The sequence below is a fragment of the Limnobacter sp. G6BE5S genome, assembly GCF_058448965.1.
The window spans coordinates 410,275-429,003 of record NZ_JBZFLM010000003.1; the positions used below are offsets into that span (position 1 = coordinate 410,275).

15 protein-coding genes and 1 pseudogene are annotated in these 18,729 nt (G+C 52.3%); 8 read left to right on the forward strand and 8 right to left on the reverse strand.

The annotated features are described in order from the left end of the window. Positions 1–15: 15 nt before the first annotated feature. Both ACVL1J_RS07635 and ACVL1J_RS07640 read right to left on the reverse strand, forming a co-directional pair. On the reverse strand, positions 16–639 hold the full coding sequence (locus ACVL1J_RS07635; protein ID WP_159568841.1) for a response regulator: 624 nt from the start codon (positions 637–639) through the stop codon (positions 16–18). Next, complete coding sequence (locus ACVL1J_RS07640; RefSeq protein WP_159568842.1) at positions 639–1,781, reverse strand: sensor histidine kinase; 1,143 nt, start codon at positions 1,779–1,781, stop codon at positions 639–641. Before ACVL1J_RS07640 ends, ACVL1J_RS07635 begins: the two co-directional genes overlap by 1 nt. 230 nt (positions 1,782–2,011) lie before the next feature. Between ACVL1J_RS07640 and ACVL1J_RS07645 the strand changes: the two genes are divergently transcribed. After that, positions 2,012–2,602, forward strand: coding sequence for a hypothetical protein (locus tag ACVL1J_RS07645; RefSeq protein ID WP_491665256.1), 591 nt, complete (start codon positions 2,012–2,014; stop codon positions 2,600–2,602). 113 nt (positions 2,603–2,715) lie between these two features. On the opposite strand, the gene ACVL1J_RS07650 is transcribed toward ACVL1J_RS07645, so the two are convergent. The 3 genes from ACVL1J_RS07650 to ACVL1J_RS07660 all read right to left on the reverse strand — a co-directional run bounded on the left by ACVL1J_RS07650 (position 2,716) and on the right by ACVL1J_RS07660 (position 5,708). After that, entirely contained in the window at positions 2,716–3,417 is a 702-nt protein-coding gene (locus ACVL1J_RS07650) for an NAD(P)H-dependent oxidoreductase (RefSeq protein ID WP_159568843.1), read from the reverse strand. Between the two features lie 99 nt (positions 3,418–3,516). Continuing rightward, a complete protein-coding gene (gene gdhA / locus ACVL1J_RS07655) occupies positions 3,517–4,866 on the reverse strand; it encodes an NADP-specific glutamate dehydrogenase (protein ID WP_159568844.1) in 1,350 nt (449 codons plus the stop codon). 176 nt (positions 4,867–5,042) lie between these two features. Then, on the reverse strand, positions 5,043–5,708 hold the full coding sequence (locus ACVL1J_RS07660) for a response regulator transcription factor (protein WP_159568845.1): 666 nt from the start codon (positions 5,706–5,708) through the stop codon (positions 5,043–5,045). A gap of 150 nt (positions 5,709–5,858) precedes the next feature. On the opposite strand from ACVL1J_RS07660, the gene ACVL1J_RS07665 reads away from it, so the two are divergent. The 7 genes from ACVL1J_RS07665 to ACVL1J_RS07695 all read left to right on the forward strand — a co-directional run bounded on the left by ACVL1J_RS07665 (position 5,859) and on the right by ACVL1J_RS07695 (position 17,079). Then, positions 5,859–6,524 carry a TetR/AcrR family transcriptional regulator gene (locus ACVL1J_RS07665; protein ID WP_341238122.1) on the forward strand — a complete coding sequence of 222 codons (666 nt, stop codon included), beginning with the start codon at positions 5,859–5,861 and terminating at the stop codon, positions 6,522–6,524. 68 nt (positions 6,525–6,592) lie between these two features. Beyond that, positions 6,593–7,984, forward strand: a complete 1,392-nt coding sequence (locus ACVL1J_RS07670; protein ID WP_341238123.1) for a TolC family protein — start codon at positions 6,593–6,595, stop codon at positions 7,982–7,984. Beyond that, positions 7,981–9,027 carry an efflux RND transporter periplasmic adaptor subunit gene (locus ACVL1J_RS07675; protein ID WP_341238124.1) on the forward strand — a complete coding sequence of 349 codons (1,047 nt, stop codon included), beginning with the start codon at positions 7,981–7,983 and terminating at the stop codon, positions 9,025–9,027. The genes ACVL1J_RS07670 and ACVL1J_RS07675 overlap by 4 nt, the downstream gene beginning before the upstream one ends. Before the next feature lie 5 nt (positions 9,028–9,032). Continuing rightward, the gene (locus tag ACVL1J_RS07680; RefSeq protein WP_341238125.1) at positions 9,033–12,089 is read left to right on the forward strand and encodes an efflux RND transporter permease subunit; all 3,057 of its coding nucleotides are present in this window, start codon (positions 9,033–9,035) and stop codon (positions 12,087–12,089) included. A gap of 334 nt (positions 12,090–12,423) precedes the next feature. Beyond that, entirely contained in the window at positions 12,424–13,164 is a 741-nt protein-coding gene (locus ACVL1J_RS07685; RefSeq protein ID WP_201301446.1) for a pseudouridine synthase, read from the forward strand. Between the two features lie 97 nt (positions 13,165–13,261). Next, positions 13,262–14,686 (forward strand): hypothetical protein, encoded by a 1,425-nt coding sequence (locus ACVL1J_RS07690; RefSeq protein ID WP_341237950.1) that lies wholly within the window; start codon positions 13,262–13,264, stop codon positions 14,684–14,686. Then, on the forward strand, positions 14,683–17,079 hold the full coding sequence (locus ACVL1J_RS07695) for an EAL domain-containing protein (RefSeq protein WP_341237951.1): 2,397 nt from the start codon (positions 14,683–14,685) through the stop codon (positions 17,077–17,079). The genes ACVL1J_RS07690 and ACVL1J_RS07695 overlap by 4 nt, the downstream gene beginning before the upstream one ends. Before the next feature lie 10 nt (positions 17,080–17,089). Here the strand turns inward: ACVL1J_RS07695 and ACVL1J_RS07700 are convergent, their stop codons facing one another. From ACVL1J_RS07700 to ACVL1J_RS07710, 3 genes and pseudogenes are all read right to left on the reverse strand, one after another. After that, complete coding sequence (locus ACVL1J_RS07700; RefSeq protein WP_159568853.1) at positions 17,090–17,440, reverse strand: 6-pyruvoyl trahydropterin synthase family protein; 351 nt, start codon at positions 17,438–17,440, stop codon at positions 17,090–17,092. Continuing rightward, positions 17,437–18,087: a 7-carboxy-7-deazaguanine synthase gene (gene queE, locus ACVL1J_RS07705; protein WP_256366101.1), complete on the reverse strand. Its 651-nt coding sequence runs from the start codon at positions 18,085–18,087 to the stop codon at positions 17,437–17,439. Before queE ends, ACVL1J_RS07700 begins: the two co-directional genes overlap by 4 nt. A 375-nt stretch (positions 18,088–18,462) precedes the next feature. Further along, positions 18,463–18,702 (reverse strand): annotated as a pseudogene (locus tag ACVL1J_RS07710) (DUF3597 domain-containing protein); the annotation flags it as partial. Between the last annotated feature and the right edge of the window lie 27 nt (positions 18,703–18,729).

An 18,729-nucleotide genomic window follows, 5' to 3' on the forward strand; every position in this document is an offset into this window, starting at 1 on the left:
GCCCCTACAAGAAAACTACAGGCCGTGTTGCTTGGTGTAGTTCACAAGATCAACAAGATTTTTCAGTTCCAGTTTTTCGAACACGCGGGCCCGGTAAGTTGAAACCGTATTGCCCGAAAGGCAAAGCGCCTGTGCAATGTGTTGAACTGTTTCGCCTTGCGCCATCAAACGCAGCACCTGCATTTCGCGGTTGGACAATCGTTCATGCGGCGCACGGTCCGTGGGCTTGCGCAAATCATTCGCCATTAAATTGGCCGTAGCAGGGGTTAGGTACACTTGCCCCGCGCAGGCCATTTGAAGGGCCTGCGTCAACTCGGCGGGTGAGCATCCTTTATTCAGATAAGCATTGGCACCGCTGCGAATAGCCCGAAGGGCGAATTGGGTTTCTGGGTACACAGACAACATGACAACGCCCAGCTTTGGGAATTCGCTCCGTACACTTTTAAGCACATCGAACCCATCGCGCTCGCCGAGGGCCACGTCCAGCAGTATTGCGTCGAAATTGCCTTTGCGCAGTTTCTGCATGGCCTCCACGCCATCGGCTGCCTGCTCGCTAATGTACTGCCCACCAAACTCATCAAGAATCTGGACCAGTCCGCGGCGAATAATCATGTGGTCATCCACGATCAGAATATTCATTAGGCCAGTACCTCGGGCAAGCGCAGTTTGATGCAAACACCCTGCCCCAAAATTGAATCAATCGAGCAACGCGCACCAATGTCCCAAGCCCGCTCCTCAATACCCATCAAACCAAACCCGGCATTGAAGGTACGAACAGCCATGCCTCGACCATTGTCTTTGACCTGAAACACAACGGCACGTCCTTCGGTGTGAACCTGTACATCTACCCGGTTTGCATCGGCATGCTTACCGACATTGTTCAAGGCTTCTTGCAGAATTCGATACAAGGCCGTTTCCGTCGCTTTGCTCAAGCGGACATGTTCCAGTGCCGGGTCAATGTCGAGCGAGCTCACCACATTGGTGCGTTGTGCAAACTCGCCCAGCAAATGCTCCACTGCCGCCCACAAACCAAGATGATCAAGAACCCCCGGGCGGAGGTCGGAAAGTATTCGGCGCAAACTCTCCATTGCACCCTGTGCAAGGCTCAACATGCTTTCAATTCTCAGGGTTAGTTTTTCATCGTTTGCGCAACGATAGGAGAGCGCTTTCAACTCCAGATCAAATGCAGTCAACTTGGCGCCAAGATCGTCGTGCATTTCGCGAGCGATTCGGGTTCGCTCCTCTTCGCGAACAGTGGTCAGGTGTGCAGAAAGCCTGCGCATTCTGTCGTGTGCTTTTTGCAATTGTGCAGTGCGCTCAAACACGCGACGTTCCAACTCCACCTGTGCCGCCTGTCGAATATTTTGCGCTTCGACCCGTTCGGTGATGTCGTTGAACGTGACCACAGCGCCCACCACAGTTTGTTCTTCGAAGATTGGATAAGAAGCATACTCGGCGTGAAAGCAAGTACCGTCTCTGCGCCACAGCACTTCATTGTCCACGCGGCAACCCTTGTTCTCCTGAAAAGCTCTGAAAATATGGCACTCACAAACTGGCATCAAATCATTGTTGGCATACGAGTGGTGCATCAGGTAGTGCATGTTTCTGCCCAGCACTTCGTCGGCCGAGTAACCCAACATTTCCGCACCTGCTTTGTTGATAAAAACGCAGCGACCTTTGAGGTCGATGCCGTAAATACCTTCGCCGGTTGAATCGAGTAATAACTCAAGCTGCCTTCGCCAGGCAGCGTGATGGGAAAGTTTGGAAAGATGCTTGAACAAGGTGGTGCACCTGAAGTTAATTCAACATCAAACTAGCAAGAGCGGTGCCAATAAATATCAGAAAAAATTATGAAAATTTGCACACGGTTGGTGCGAAAAAAAAACGACAAAAGCTATTGAAAAATACACACAAACGGGTTGTTGATCATGTATTGATGAAAAAAGCTTTTCAGTTAATTAAATTTGATGTACACATAACTCACCACACCGTTTAAGGAAGGTTACACAACATGGTTACAACAGATCAAAAGCCAGTCGAAGCCGAGGCAAGCAAAACAACCCCAGCTCCTAAAAAACCAGCAGCAAGAAAACCCGCTGCAAAAAAACCAGCCGCTGCAAAACCTGCCGCAGCTAAAAAACCAGCAGCAGCAAAACCCGCCGCCGCGAAAAAACCAGCAGCAGCAAAACCCGCTGCAGCGAAAAAGCCAGCAGCTAAACCTGCCGCAGCTAAAAAGCCAGCAGCGAAACCTGCTGCAGCCAAAAAGCCCGCCGCCGCAAAACCAGCCGCCAAGAAGCCGGCTGCTAAAAAACCTGCAGCGAAACCAGCAGCCAAGAAGCCAGTCACATCCCGCGCAAAGGCAGCCACTGCCAGCGTAGCGAATGCTGCAGCCAAAGCCAAGAAAACTGTGGCCAAAGCAAAGCCAGCTGCCAAGGCGAAAGCCGCAGCAGCCAAGTCAGTGTTTAGCGCAACAGACCGCAAGAAATTGTTGAGTGATGTTCAGAAGCAGATCAAGGACCTTGAGAAACAAGTCAAGGGCATGGTCAAGTCAGTTCAAACTGACGTGATCGCCAAGATCAAAAAGCAACTGGGCATGAAGTAATCCAGAAATAGCAAAAATAATAAGACCGCTACACGACCTTTCGTATGAAAGGTCTTCTGTAGACTTCATTAAAACCCGTTGTGCCAAAGCACCGCGGGTTTTTTATTGCCTGCTTACTTCAATGGATTCATCTGAGGATCGAAATTGTCCAGACTGGGATACGAGACCCGCGAGCGGGAACCCAATGTATCTACTGCAGTGTCGAGTTGCTCGAGCATTTCGACTCGAGCTTCTGGAGATATGTAAGGCACATGATAAGCAGCAAAGGGCTCAATCACATCGAACCCGGCATAACCCAGGCTGCCTCGCAGTACAGGGCGCAGCATGGTATTCAATTCGCCATGAATCGCCTCCTCACCAAACATGTGTTCCCGACCGCCCAAGGTAAAAGTCAACCAGGCCTGTTTGCCTTTCATCAAACCGCGGTCGTAGAAATTACGCCCCCCGTAAACCACGCCAGATAAAAATATGCGGTCAATCCAGCCTTTTAAAATAGCGGGCAAGGAAAACCAGTACAACGGAAAATTCAAGACAAGCAGGTCGCAATTTTTGAGCAGCTGCACTTCTTCCGCGATGTCTGCAGGCAGGGTATTGTTTTTTTCAGCGTGCCGTTGCTCCAGGGCATAGACCAGGTAGTCTGGATTGCCGCGGTCGGGAAAATCGCTGGCGCTGGCCACCGGGTTGAATTGCTTCGCATACAAGTCCGACACGGTCACGGTGTGGCCTTGTGCCTCGAAACGATCACGCATTCGTTTCATCATCGCGGTACAAAACGATTGCGGCTCGGGGTGGGCATGCACAATTAGAACATTCATGGCGTAGGTATCTTTGTGAAAATTGACCAGCCATCCTACCAAAATAAAAGGGGCAGCCTGGTGACAGGCTCCCCCTTTGCGATTCAAACCACTGTGCTTTTAAATCACGCCATACGCCAGCATCGCATCAGCCACCTTCACAAAGCCGCCCACATTCGCGCCTTTCAAATAGTCAATGTGACCATCTTCTTCGGCACCATACTTGACACAACGCATGTGAATATCGCCCATGATGGCACGCAGGCGTTGGTTCAGTTCATCGCGTGACCACGACAGGCGCATGCTGTTCTGGGTCATCTCCAAACCCGAGACAGCCACCCCACCTGCATTGGCTGCCTTCGAAGGTGCAAACAAAATTCGCGCTTTCTGGAACACATCAATGGCACCTTTTTCAGACGGCATGTTGGCGCCTTCAGACACACCCATGCAACCATTTTTAACCAGCAAGTCAGCTTCTTCCGCGTTGATTTCATTCTGGGTAGCGCAGGGGAAAGCCAGATCGCATGGAATATGCCAGGGACGCTTGTCCGCGATAAATTCCGCTTGCGGATACTTCTCTAGGTATTCACTGATGCGCGCGCGCTTCACTTCCTTGAGTTCTTTGATATGTGCCAGCTTTTCCAGAGTAATGCCGTCTTTGTCATGAAGCGTTCCGGAAGAATCCGACATGGTGATCACCTTGCCACCCAGTGTCAGAATTTTTTCAACTGCGTACTGCGCCACATTGCCCGAACCACTGACCGAACAAATCTTGCCGTCAAACTTCAGGCCCTTGTGGTTCAACATGTCTTCCATGAAATACACCACGCCATAACCGGTGGCTTCGACTCGAATTTCGCTGCCCCCAAACGCCAGGCCCTTGCCAGTAAGCACGCCCGTGAATTCATTACGAATTCTTTTGTATTGGCCAAACATGTAAGAAATCTCGCGACCACCCACACCAATATCACCTGCGGGTACATCGGTGAATGGACCAATGTGACGGGACAGCTCGGTCATGAAAGCCTGGCAAAAACGCATGATCTCGCGATCGCTTTTCCCTTTAGGATTGAAGTCTGAGCCACCCTTGCCACCACCCATTGGCAAACCGGTCAGGCTGTTCTTGAATGTTTGCTCGAAAGCGAGAAACTTCAGGATACTTTGAGTCACGTTGTCGTGAAAACGAATGCCACCTTTGTACGGGCCGATCGCATTGCTGTGCTGCACACGATAACCACGTTGGGTGCGCACATTGCCATGGTCATCTTCCCAGCACACGCGAAAACTGACAATGCGGTCAGGCTCGGTCAGCCGCTGCAAAATTTGCGCAGACTCATACTTCGGATTCTTCGCGACAAAAGGAATAATGTGCTGCGCAACTTCATGCACTGCTTGGTGAAACTCTGGTTCGCCGGGATTTCTGCGAATCAGTCCATTCATGAACTCTTCTAGTTCTGGCGAGCTGCTCATCTCTTATTCTCCTGTTAAAGGACGACATTGGACTGCGTGTAAGCAGTTTACCGAATCGATTGAAATTGAGCACTCTGGATTGCTGTGGATATCCCCAAAAAGTGGGCACAACCTAGGGGATAGCATGTGGACAAGTAGTCCAAGCCCTTCAAAACATGAGGAATTAGATGCCCTGACTAATTATTGTGCAGACTCGGTTCTGCAGCACTGTGTTTTTGAATCTGGGTATGCCGATAAATGATGGATGCCTCCATCCTGTTCTTGGCTTTGAGTCGCTCCAGGATGTCCTTCACATGGCCTTTGACAGTTTCTACGCTGATCTTTAAAAGCAGGGCAATTTCCTTGTTGCTGTGCCCGGCCCCAATCAACTCGAGCACTTCAACCTGCTTGTGGGTCAAGGCCTTGGAAAGCACAGGCATTTGGAGCAATTCAATATTGGCTTGACTCAAGCCCACCCGAATCAAGTCGATCATTTTTGAAAAGGGAGTGAATTTTGAAAATGCGATGAACCGATCCAGCTGGTGGCGTTTTAAGTGTCCCATCACCTTGTCGTCGTTCGCAGTAATCAATACCGGGATTTCCGGAAACAGGGTTTCGAACAAACCAATGAAAGTTTCAGCTTGCACATCGCGCAAATGAAAATCGGTGATGATCAGGGCGGGAAACTCTTCTATTGCATGGCGTGCCGCTTCTTTCAGCGTGGAGAATTGGCGGATACGGGCATGGGGTGCAATGTCCTTCACCATTTCGACCAAACCGAAACTAATGATCGGGTGATCATCGATCACATACACCACTTGCCGCTCCAGGCCTTCCAGTTTTTTAACCACCGCGCTTCTCACAGAAACAATTCACCATGATTTAACTTTAATTGACGAAGCGCCCACCCCGTGCGGCAAACAAACTTGATAAATCGATTCAAATCAGGGTTTCGAACAGTCGAATCAAAAAACCGTTGACACTATGTCAACGGTTAAACTAAGATCCACTCCATGAACTATGTGATCGAACGTCGAGAAGAAGAAAAGGAACGCCGCCGGGAAGAAATTCTGGACGCAGCCGAACTTGTTTTCTCTGAAAAGGGCTTTGACGTAGCCACCATGGACCAGGTTGCGCGCAAGGCGAGAGTGTCTCGCGCACTGGTGTATGTGTACTTCAAAGACAAAGCAGCCTTGCATTTGGCCATTTGCCTGCGGGGTTTGCGCATACTGCGCGAAATGTTTGAAGCCGTGCGAAAACAGCACGTCACCGGTGAGGAGCAAATCCGCGCCATTGGACATGCCTACATGCAGTTTTCTGAAGAATACCCCACACACTTTGCCGCAATGTCCAAGTTTGAAGCGTCTTCGCCCGACATGGCATTTGGCGATCCATGTAACTCTGCGCTCGAAATGATTCAAGCGGGACAAAAAGTGCATGAAGAAATGGTGCTTGCTTTGGCCACCGGCATGGTCGACAAAACGTTGCGTGCCGACCTTGAAAACCTGATGCAAATTTCAATCACCCTGTGGGGTTTCACGCACGGAACCATTCAGTTGGCACAAACCAAAGCCAACTTCATGGCAACCATGGGCATCTCCAAAGAGTCTTTCATGAATCAAGCTGTAGAGCTGGTCATGCAATCCCTGATCAACCGCAATTGCGGAGGCAAGAAATGATCGAACATTTTCTCCCAAGCGCCCATCGAAGGGGCGCTTTTTTTTACTCCTTGCTTGACAGACGTCTAATGGCTGCATTGCTGTTGATGGCCTTTCAAATTCAACAACCCAGTCAAGCCAACGCCCCCCTTGATGAGTACTTGAGCCAAGCCATGGCCAATAACCCGGCCTTGGCACAGGCCAGCTTCGAAGTCGAAGCTGAGCGACAGCGACTTGAAAATTTACGTGCGCGCTTTTACCCCAGCCTTGCCCTGCAGGCGCGGGCAAGCGTGGCCGAAGGCGGACGCACCATTGATTTTCCGGCAGGCGATTTGCTGAACCCGGTGTACGCCACGCTGAACGCACAGGCCATTGCGGCAGGTCAGCCCGCGCGATTCCCCACTGTTGAAAATCAATCCATACCGCTGCTGCGCCCCACAGAACAAGACACGCGCCTGATTGTGCGAGGGCCGATTTACGAACCCGTACTGGATCGCCAACTGCAAGCGCAAACCCAGGCAGTGGGCGCGCAAGAAGCCGCGCAGTTGCAGGTCAAAGAAGAATTGGTACGCGACCTGCATACCGCCTACTGGCAGTACGCGCAGGCCAGGGCCCGTATCAACATACTTGAATCGAGCTTGCGCACTTTGCAAGAGAACGAGCGTATCAACACGGTGCTGTACAAAGCCGGTGAAACCACACTGGATGCGCCCAAACGCGCCGAGGCCGAAACACTTGAAATTCAGGTGGCTTTGCGTCAAGCCCAAACACAGGCTTTGCTGGCCAAGGAATATTTCAACCTGCTGCGCTATGCGCCCAACAACAGTGTTGTTGAACTGCCGCAAGAAGACCTCAGCCCCAGTGCCATTGATACATTGCTGAACGAACTCACTCCGAAAACGCTGGGCACTACCCCTGCCCCGGCACTAACCCGACTCGAACGCAGCCTGGCCGCCCAACGCGCGCAGCTGGATGCCAGCCGGGCCACTTACAAACCCACGCTGGGTTATTCAGTTGAAGGCGGCTACCAGGGCCGCGACTACAGCACGGGTCCGAACACTGGCTTTGCCAGCGCATCGGTGGTTCTGAACTGGACCTTGGCCGATGCGGGCATTCGCAGCAGCGAGGTGGCACGCAGCCAGGCACAGGTGCAAGCACTCGAAGCGCGTGCGCGACAGGTCAACCGACAATTGCAACTGGCCAAATTGCAGGCCAAAGAAAACCTGTTGGTGTCGCTGGACAGCATTCAAGCCCGCATGGCCCAACAGGCGGCATCTGAGGAAAGCCTTCGAATCAACGAGCGAAAACGCGATGCGGGTGAAACCACACAAGTTGAATTTTTGAGCGCAGAACAAAGTGCCACAAGAGCGCGCCTTGGTTTGGTGACTGCGGTTTATCAAGCCCGAATCGATCACGCAATTTGGCAATACAACAACCGAAACATTCCCGAGCCAAGCCAACAGGAAGGAGCTCAACCATGAAACCCGTATCCGTCTTTTCAGCCCTCTCCCTTCTCGTTCTGGCCGCCTGTGGCCCGGCAACGCCCGAGGAAGCGCCTGCGGTGGAATACCGTTTGGTAAAAACCGAAACGGTGCAAACCGGGCCAGCCGCCAACCTGATTGAAGTTGCGGGCATTGGTGCGTTTCGCGATGAAACACGTTTAAGTTTTAAAGTGGGCGGTGTGATCGAAACAATCACAGTGCGCGAAGGTGAAACTGTGGCAAAAGGCCAGCGCCTTGCCGCACTGAACAAGCAAGACGTCAACGCTGCGCTTAGCCAAGCCAGCGCAGGATTTGACAAAGCACAACGCGATTTGCAACGCGGCAAAACATTGCGCGCTCAGGAAGTCATTTCCAGGGTGCAACTCGACAACCTTGAAACCGCTGCACAAGCGGCACGCGCGCAACTGAGCCAAGCGCAGTATGCAAGCCAGACTGCAGAAATTCAGGCACAGGCCAACGGCGTTATTCTGAAACGATTTGCCCAAACAGGCGAGGTCGTATCACCAGGTCAACCAATATTGCTGCTTGGCAGCAAAAGCAGCGGCTTTGTCATGAAAGCGAGCCTGGCTGACAAGCAGGCCATACACGTTCAACTGGGTGCAAAGGCAGAAGTGCAATTTGATGCGCTTCCCGGTGTCAAATGGCCGGCCAAGGTGATAGAGCTGAGCCAGGCGGCCGACCCCGCCACCGGCACCTACGGCGTGTTGGTTGAAGTGGACACGCGCGCCAATGAAAAGCTAAACCTGCTCTCGGGCATGCAAGGCCGTACCCGCATTGAACCTGCCAATTTCAGCGGCACCCGCAGTTACCTGCCCATTGAAGCTGTCGTGGAAGGTGACAACAAAGCCGCCTGGATATACACAATTCAAGCTGACAACACCGTGAAGCGCCAAACTGTTCAAGTGGCTTTTATACAAGGTGACCGCCTGGCCCTTCAGGACACATTGCCAGAAGGCACACGGGTGGTCAGTACCGGTGCAGCCTATCTGCACGACGGTGAAACCGTGAAAGTTCAGGAGTAAAGCAAATGAAACTCTCGGACTTTTCAATCAAGAATTACCAGTTCACGCTGGTGATTTTTTTCCTGCTGACCGCAATCGGTATCAGCGCCTATCAAAACATTCCCAGAACCGAAGACCCCTACTTCGACATCAGCGCGTTTCGCATCAACGTGATTTACCCCGGGGCCGACCCGCGCGAAATGGAGCAGCAAGTTGCCAAGCCCATTGAAGATGCACTTCGTAGCCTGGATGACTTGAAAGAAATGCTGTCAACCTCGCGAAACAGTGGTGGCGTGGTGTTTGTGCGTTTCAATGCAGAAGTGGATGTCGACAAAAAGTTCGACGAGGTCAACCGCGAGTTGAACAGCATTCGCGACAGCCTTCCGGCCGGCATTCAAAAACTGGAAATTGAGCGAATCAACCCGGGCTTCACCAACATCATTCAATATTCCCTGGTGTCTGAAACCGGCAGCTACGCCGACCTGGCCAACTATGCAGAGGATTTGTCAGAGGCCTTTGAGCGAATTTCTTCGGTACGCGAAAGCGAAAGCTGGGCCTATCCTGAACAGCAAGTGCGCGTTAGCCTGAACTTTAAAAAACTGGCAGAACTGGGACTGCAGGCAGCCGATGTGGCACGGGTTATTCAAGGCGAGTCGTTGAACATTCCAGGCGGCCCTGTTGAAGAAGGTGCACGCCGACTGAACGTACAAACATCAGGCCAGTACCGCAGCGTTGAGGAGATCAGAAACACAGTCATTGCAGGCACGGGTACGGGCGGCGATTTGGGTGGTCGCCTGGTTCGCGTAGGCGATGTGGCCGATGTGCAATGGGACTATGAAAACCAGGAAGTAATGGCCCGCTTCAATGGCCAGCGTGCGGTGTTTGTTACCGCCAACCAGAAAGACGAGCGCAATATTTTTGTGACCCAAAAAGCATTGCAGGAAACAGCAGACGAGTTCGAGAAAACATTGCCGCACAACATCAAGCTTGAACGCGGGTTTGAGCAATACAAAAACGTGGAGAAGCGAATTGATCGCCTGACCTTCGACTTTGGCCTTGCTGTAACGCTGGTGCTGATTACCTTGCTGCCACTGGGCTTGCGCGCCTCGGGCATTGTCATGGTGAGTGTACCGCTGTCCCTGCTTACCGGCCTGGCCTGTTTGTACTATGCCGGCTTTTCGCTCAACCAGCTTTCGATTGCAGGCCTTGTGGTTGCCCTGGGCTTGCTGGTTGACGATTCAATTGTGGTGATTGAAAACATTGCGCGTTACCTGCGCATGGGATACAACCGGGTGGATGCTGCACGCCTGGCAACCAAGCAAATTTCACTGGCTGTTTTGGGCTGCACTGCAACGCTGTTGTTTGCATTCCTGCCCCTGTTAATGCTGCCCGACAATGCCGGCAAGTTCATTCGCTCGCTGCCCGTTGCGGTGGTTTTCACCGTGATCGCATCCCTGTTTGTTGCGCTGACCATCATTCCGTTTTTGGCCAGCCGTGTGCTGAAAAAAGAGGAAAATGAACACGGCAACATTGTGCTGCAAAAGCTGATGGGGTTGATTGACAAAATTTACACCCCCCTGCTTCACCGCGCCTTGCAAACCCCGAAAACAGTGGTTACCGCTTCGCTGATCCTGTTTGTAGCCAGCCTCGGCCTGGCACCACTTATGGGTATGTCGCTGTTTCCCAAAGCGAATACACCCCAGTTTGTCATCGAAGTGGGCTTGCCTCCGGGCTCCAGCCTGACCGCCACCGACACCGTGGTGAAACAAGTTGAAAACAAGCTAAGCCAGTTCGACGAAATTACTGCTGTCATGGCCACGGTGGGTGAAGGCAATCCGCAAATTTATTACAACGTGTTCCAGCAAGACAAACAATCCAACGTGGGTGAACTGTTTGTTCAACTGAAGGAGTACAACGACGACACCCCCAAGCTGCTCGATACCATTCGCGGCGAGCTAAAAACCATTGCGGGTGCCAATTTGATTGTGCGTGAGTTCGAGAATGGACCGCCGATTGATGCGCCCATTGGTATCCGTTTGGTGGGCCCCGAAATTGAAACGCTTCGCGAATTGTCTGCACAGGTTGAGCGAATCATGCTGGCCACCCCGGGTACACAAAACGTCGACAATCCCCAGCGCACCGGGCGTAGCGACCTGCGCTTGAAAGTGAATTTCGAGAAAGCTGGTTTGCTGGGTGTGAACTCGGCCGAGTTGGACAAGGCTGTACGCTTGGCGATTGCAGGAGCCAATGCAGGGGAAATTCGCCAAAGCAACGGTGATGCCTACACCATCAGCGTACGAGGCCCTGCGGGCGCACGAAGCAGTTTGAGTGCGCTGGATGACTTTCATGTGATTGCCCGCACAGGGCAAGCCGTGCCGTTGACCCAACTCACCACGCTCGAACTGGACGACAACCTGAACAGCATTTACCGCTTTGACCGAGAGCGCGCAGTGCTACTCACCGCCTACACCCGCACGGGTTACAACACGGAAAAAATCAGCAACGAAGTGGCCAGGCAAATTGATGAAATGGGTCTGCCTACTGGATACCGCTACAAAATGGCCGGAGAAGTCAAAAGCCGACAGGAAAGCTTTGCAGGTTTTGGCACAGCCATTTTAGTTACCGTGTTCGGCATACTCGCCATTCTGGTGCTGGAATTTGGCAGCTTCAAAAGCACGCTGATTGTGCTGTTCGTGATTCCACTGGGAGTCACTGGGGGCATGGTGACGTTGTTCCTGACCGGCAACTCGCTCAGCTTCACGGCCATGATCGGTTTCATTGCGCTCATCGGGATTGAAATCAAGAACTCGATTTTGTTGGTGGACTTTACCAACCAGTTGCGCGAAGAAGGCAAGGGACTGGACGAATCGATTGAAGAAGCCGGCCGCACGCGCTTTCTGCCGATTTTGCTGACCAGCGCCACCGCTGTGGGCGGCCTGTTGCCACTGGCGTTACAAGGTGGCGGACTTTATTCGCCACTGGCGTGGGTCATTATTGGCGGATTGATTTCATCAACCTTTATTGGTCGCCTGGTCACCCCTGTGTTGTACAAGCTGTTGCCACCCGATCTGCAGAGGACATAGCCTAAGCCATTGATTTCACCTACAATACGGCCTCAATGCACAAGGACACCCTGAAATCATGAAAAAACCCGCAGGCCGCAATGGCAGCGCAGGCCGCAGTGGCGACTCGGGCCGTTCTGGCCCACCCGCACGCCCCAGCAACCGAAACAAAACAGCCGTGGCTGAGAAACCTGCCACGGCCGGTCGTGGCCGACCGGGTGCAGCAAGCAGCAAGGCAGCTGTACCGGCAAAACCCGACCGCAACCGTGCCGCCCTGCGCAGCGCCCCCACCGCCCCAACGGCAGGCACAGCGCGCCCACGCCGCAGCAAGGTGACTGGCACCAACACACTCGACATGCTGGACCCATTCGAGCCGCAACGATTGAGCAAGATCATGGCGGCCAAAGGACTGTGTTCCCGTCGCGAGGCCGATTACCTGATCGAAAACGGCTGGGTCCGTGTGAATGGCAAAGTAGTCGACGAACTGGGTGCCAAAGTGCTGCCCACCGTCACGATCGACCTGGACGCTCGCGCGAAAAATGTGCTGGGCAAACAAGTCACCATTTTGTATCACAAGCCGATTGGCGTGGTATCCGGTCAACCCGAAGGCCGCTACAAAGCCGCCATGGAATGCTTAAGCCTTGAAAACCAGGCGGATCGAAAAACATCCACTCCATTTCAGCCTGCCATGTTGAAAGGTTTGGCACCGGCTGGCCGCCTGGACATCGACTCCACGGGCTTGTTGGTATTGACACAAGACGGCCGCATTGCCAAGCAATTGATCGACGCCAACAGCACGGTGGAAAAAGAGTACCTGGTTCGAGTTGAAGGTGAATTGACTGACCGTGGGCTGGAAATGCTGCGTTATGGCCTGAGCCTGGACGGTGAAGCCCTGAAACCTGCCCGCGTGAGTTGGCAAAACGAGGACCAGCTTCGCTTCATTTTGAACGAAGGCAAAAAACGACAAATTCGCCGCATGTGCGAGATCGTGGGCCTAAGGGTCGTGGGCTTGAAACGGGTAAGAATTGGCCGCGTGATGCTCGGTGACCTGCCCGTGGGGCAGTGGCGTTTGCTGACCCCGGAGGAACGATTCTGAAGGGGTGAAAATCCACTCTATTCAGGTGATTGATTGGAAATAACTTCCGGTACTCTCGAAATTAACATTTGGACAAAGTCAATTTCGAGAATTCACCATGCATGCCCAGCACTCGGCCCTGAAACAACACGCCTCCCACACCCGGGTGCAACTACCCTCTAGCGGGTTTTTCGCATTTTTAAGCAAGCTGTCTGGCGCGGCAGCCAACGCCACTGATTTCGCCTCAATACGCATCAATGCCGACTGGCTGTGCGTGGTGGTCAGTTTTGTTTGCCTTGCATTTGCTGCGCTGGAAGGCTTTGCCTACAACAACATTGCCCAAGCCCTCGGCTGGGGAATTCCTTTGTTTCTAGGCAGCCTGGTGGTCACCCGGCTGTATGCAGGCCACCCCTTGACCATGCACATCAATGCGCTGCTGCTGGTCGGCATGGGCGCACTGCACGTGCACATTTCACGCGGTTTGCCTGAATATCATTTCAGTTTTTTCATGTTGCTGCCAGTCATGCTGGCCTATCGGGATACACGCCCCCTGCTCAGCATGGGCCTGTTCATTGTGATTCATCACATTGTGTTCGACATGCTTCAACAAGCTGGTTTCGACTGTTATATATTTCGCGGCCCCTTTTCAGGTCTGCCCGCAGTAGCCCTTCATAGTTTCTATATCGCCACCGAAGTGCTGCTGCTCACAGTGATTGCACAGGTGCTTCGCCAACACGCACTGGCTGCCGAAGAAAGCACCAAATTACTGGCCTATCTGGACAAAGAGAAAGGCATTAACCTGCGGGTTCGCGCACAAACCGATGAACTGGGCAGAACATCCCCCATGGGCCAGGTGTTCAATGATTACGCCGACAACATGGCGTTCGTGGTTGCTGCATTCAAAATGCTCCGGACCGACATTCGCGAATTGTCGCAAATTGCCAAAGAATTGGGCTCGGACAACAACCAGCAGCTGGAAGAGAGTTCGCTGGCTTCCAAAAAGCTGCGCGACTTCGTCCAAAGTCTGGGCAATCAAACACGCATGGGTCAAAGCACTGCTGAATTGTCCAAAAAGGTCACAGAGGACAGTTTTGATCTGCTCAATGAACTGAATCAATCTTTGGAGCAGTTGCAACGCATCAGCAAACAGGCATTTGATTCAAGCCAGCAAATACAGGCCTTGCACAAGGAAGTCCAGAAAGAGCTGTCGCCAGGCGCTGCCCAACAACTGCAAGCCACCCTGACAACACTGGACAATCTGAATGAGCGTACCAATGCTTTCATGGGCAGGATGGATGTTCTGAAAAGTGGTCTGAGTGCCATTGAAAATCAGCTGGTGTCGATCGACAGATCAACGCACCAATGGGTTGAAAATGGTCATGGCAATCAACGCCAGGGCTGGGAAGTTCTGGGTGCCATGGAAGGCATGCAAACGCGCACCGAGAGTGCATTCCGTACGCTGGCCAGCACGGTTCAAACCATTTTGCGCTCCGATGATTTGATGCGTGAAATGGAGAAGCGGCTTTCGAGGTTCGATGTATGAGCCTGAGCAATATTCTGGATGATCCACTGATCAATGAATTGCTGGACAGTGGAGCCTTTCGCTACGCCTTGTTGGGACACGTCACGGATGAACTCAGCCTGATCGCTGCAAGCAAACTGTTTCGGCAAGAACTGGGATTCAAATCGGGCGGTGAATTAATTGTGAGCCGGTATGGCATGTCCATTTACCGCGCCCTGTCCAACGCCTTGCTTCGCCAACAAGGCTGGACCGGCCATGTCAAGGTGAATGAGCAGTGGTTTCGTTTGCAAATGCTGGCCCATGGCGAATTTGGCGTGCTTCACGAACAAGAGGTCAAGCATGGCAAACCGTCATCGGCACTGCCAACGACCAACACCCCAGAGCAACGGCTTGATTCAGCCGAGAGCGCCGACAAAAAAATTCCAACCAGCGTGTTACTCAGTGTTGACGACAAAGGGCGAATCAAAAAGGTCAGCCCTTCGCTGGAGGAGTTTTTGGGGCAAAGCAGCGAACAACTGCAAAACCTGGATGCTGCAAACCTGGTGTTTCGAACCGATGTAGGTCAGTTCAAGCGGGTACTTGACCAGGTGAAATATCAAACCGGCTCTACCGATGGTTCCTTTCGCCTGCGCAACACCTTCAATGATGTGGTGTACTTCGACTGGACAGCTGCCTGTATTGGTGCAGACATTCTCCTGATTGGCCGTTCGAGCAATATTCATCTTGAAGAAGCCTTGCTGAAAAGCGAAGAACGAATCAACAACATTCTTGAGTCCATGGACGATGCATTTTTTGCCATCGACATGAATGGCTACGTGAACTACCTGAATGAGAAAGGCGCCGAATTGCTGGGCAAAAGTGCTGCACTTTTGCTGGGTCGAATGGTGTGGGAACGTGCCCCCCACTTGAAGAAAACACCGCTGTTTAAATATGTGAATCAGGCCAAAGGCAGCATGCAGCCTGAAACATTTCAGTGGCAAGACCCCGCCAATGACATGTGGTACCAAGTAAAGGCTTACCCCAGCGACGAGCTGATCTCGATTTTCTTCACCGACATCAGTTCGATCAAGCGCAGTGAAAGCAAAATGCGGCATCAAGCCACACACGATCCGTTAACGGGTCTTCCCAACCGCCTGGCCTTGTCGCAAACCCTGCAAGAACTGCTTGGCAACGACCAGGTTCAGGACTTCAAACTGGGCTTGCTGTTCATCGACCTGGACGGCTTTAAAGCGGTGAACGACACGCTTGGCCATGACCGGGGAGACGACCTGCTGATTGCCGTATCCAAACGCTTGCGCAGCGTGGTTCGAAGTTCAGACATTGTTGCCCGTTTGTCGGGCGACGAATTTGTAATCACCCTGCCCTACATTGCCGACCAAGACACCGCATTCAATGTGGGCCGCAAGGTGGTAGATGCCGTCAGCAAAAAACCGTTTGAGCTGGGTGAAAAGAAAATTTATGTGGGTGCCTCTGTGGGTGTGGCCCTGTTTCCAACCGATGCCACCGATGTTGAGGGCTTGCTGAAACATGCCGACATTGCGATGTATCAGGCCAAGCAGGCCGGGAAAAATACGGTGCGCGTGTTCCACACGAATATGAGTGCCACCTTGCAAACCAAGGTTGATCTGGAAAATGATTTGCACGATGCAATTTTGCACGACCGCATCGAATTGCATTACCAACCGCGATTCAATGCCAACGGCTCCATTTGTTCCGTTGAGGCCCTGGCTCGCATGCGTTCACGCACTGGCGAGCTGATTCCCCCTGCCCAGTTCATTCCGATCGCCGAGGAAACAGGACTGATCATTCCCATGGGTGAACAGGTCATGCGCAAAGCCTGCAAATGGCTGAAAGACACCAATAAAAAACTGAAGAATCCAATCAGTGTTTCTGTGAATGTATCGGGTATCCAATTGCTGGATGGCAAACTGTGCGGTACTGTCGAAAAGGTGCTTAAACTGAGTGGCCTGCCACCCAAACTGCTTGAGCTTGAATTGACCGAAACCGTATTGATGCAGAATCAGGACACTGTTTTACAAGACCTGAACCGCTTGCATGAACTGGGCGTTTCTTTGTCGATCGATGATTTCGGCACGGGTTATTCCTCGCTGGCCACCCTGCACCGCATGCCGGTTCAATCCATCAAACTCGACCGCTCGTTTGTGAGCAATTTGCCCAACAAAACCGACAGCGTTATCTTGTCCCGAACCGTATTGGCCATGGCGAAGGCGCTTGGCCTGGGCGTGGTGGCTGAAGGCGTTGAAACCGCCGAGCAACGGGACTTTCTGATTGAATCGGGTGTACTTGAACTACAGGGTTTTGGACTGGCCCGACCAATGACTGCCGACGACTCAAGGCAGTTTGTGTGGGCGCAGCAGATCACCAGCGACAAGGCGAAGAAAATTTTGGCGTAATATTTTTACCTCACGCCCGGCCTTCCGCCTTCGCATCTTCCAGGTCAAACTCAACCCCGAACCCGATTGACCCGCGAAACACTTTCACTTTGATCAAAGGTCCGACCGGGCGAAGCTGATCCCAAATCCAGCGGGCGATATTTTCCGAGGTGGGCAGCTCAATAAATTCATTCAAATAAGAATGATCAAGGCGCTTGTGCACAGCGCCCACCTGCTCGCTCAGCAGGCTTTCAGGCACCACATAACCATCTTTGGCTGGACCTTCAAACCACACCTCGGCGGTGTAGCTGTGCCCATGTAGACCGGGCCAGTCTGGCAATTGGTGGGCTACATCAAAGGTAAATTGCTTGAATACTTTCATGGCATTCCGATCACTTTGTGGGTTTGAACGCTCAAACGCCACTGGGGTTTGTGCAGGCAGGTTTGAATGGCCACCTGCATATTCTTTGCTTTCCTGGCTGGTTCAGCGTCGTCCATGGCTTGCACAAAATAATGCTCAAAATCCAGTTGACCCAATGCATCCAGGTCTTGGCCCAACTGCGGTACCACCACTTTCAATTCGTGGCCGGTGGTTTGCACCAGCTCACTGCCAAATTTCGGGCTGACGCAAATCCAGTCCACGCCCGCAGGCACAGGCAAGGTGCCGTTGGTTTCAATGGCAATCTCGAATCCCTGGGCATGCACTGCCTCAATCAAGGCTGTATCCAACTGCAGCGTGGGCTCTCCACCAGTAAACACCACATAGGGTCTGTTCCATGTTGAATCGCCTTCAAATGCATTGGCAATGGCCAGCGCCAGCGCTGCTGCATCCTTGAATTTGCCCCCACCCACGCCATCGGTGCCGACAAAATCCGTGTCACAAAACTTGCAAACAGCTGTTGCCCGGTCTTCTTCGCGACCCGTCCACAAATTACAGCCTGCAAACCGGCAAAATACAGCCGCCCTGCCAGCTTGGGCGCCTTCGCCTTGCAGGGTATAAAACATCTCTTTGACTGTGTATGTGGCCACGGCTTGATCGCTTGTTTGTTACAGGCGCAATGCTACTTGAATTGGGAAACAGTGCCCAGAAAATAGGCAAAAAAAATGCCCGATATGGTTAATCGGGCAAACCTCAGAAGCAAAAGAGGAGGGATGTGAGCCCTTAGTTTGCAAGCACCCCGATTTCCTTTCAACTAGATTTTTCGAGGCTTTCCTCGAAACTCCAAAGTTACATCCAAGGTTTTGGACTAGAAGAAAAACTCAAAAACCGCGGAAATATAACCACCGCTTTACTTTGCGTTAAGGCGGCTGTTTTCTTTTCTCGGATTAGAGTCAAACACCAAATCTGAAAGATTGTGGTGTGTGGCACCACAACCGTTTTATTCATCAACAAATATTCAACAATCAATCCCGCAAATCAGCCGGAATGTTGCCCCCGTTGTCCGCCAGTTTTTGAAGCACAGTTTTGTGCAGCCACATGTTCATGTGAGCAGAATCGCCCATTTTCTCGGCCGGGCATCCCAACTCAGCGGCCAATTCCTTGCGCGCTGCCAAACTGCCGTCCAATCCCAACAACTTCATCAAATCAACAATCGACACTTTCCAGTTCAATTTCTCTGGATTGGCTTTGGCCATGTTTTCCAACTTGTAACGTTAATTGACAATGTGAAG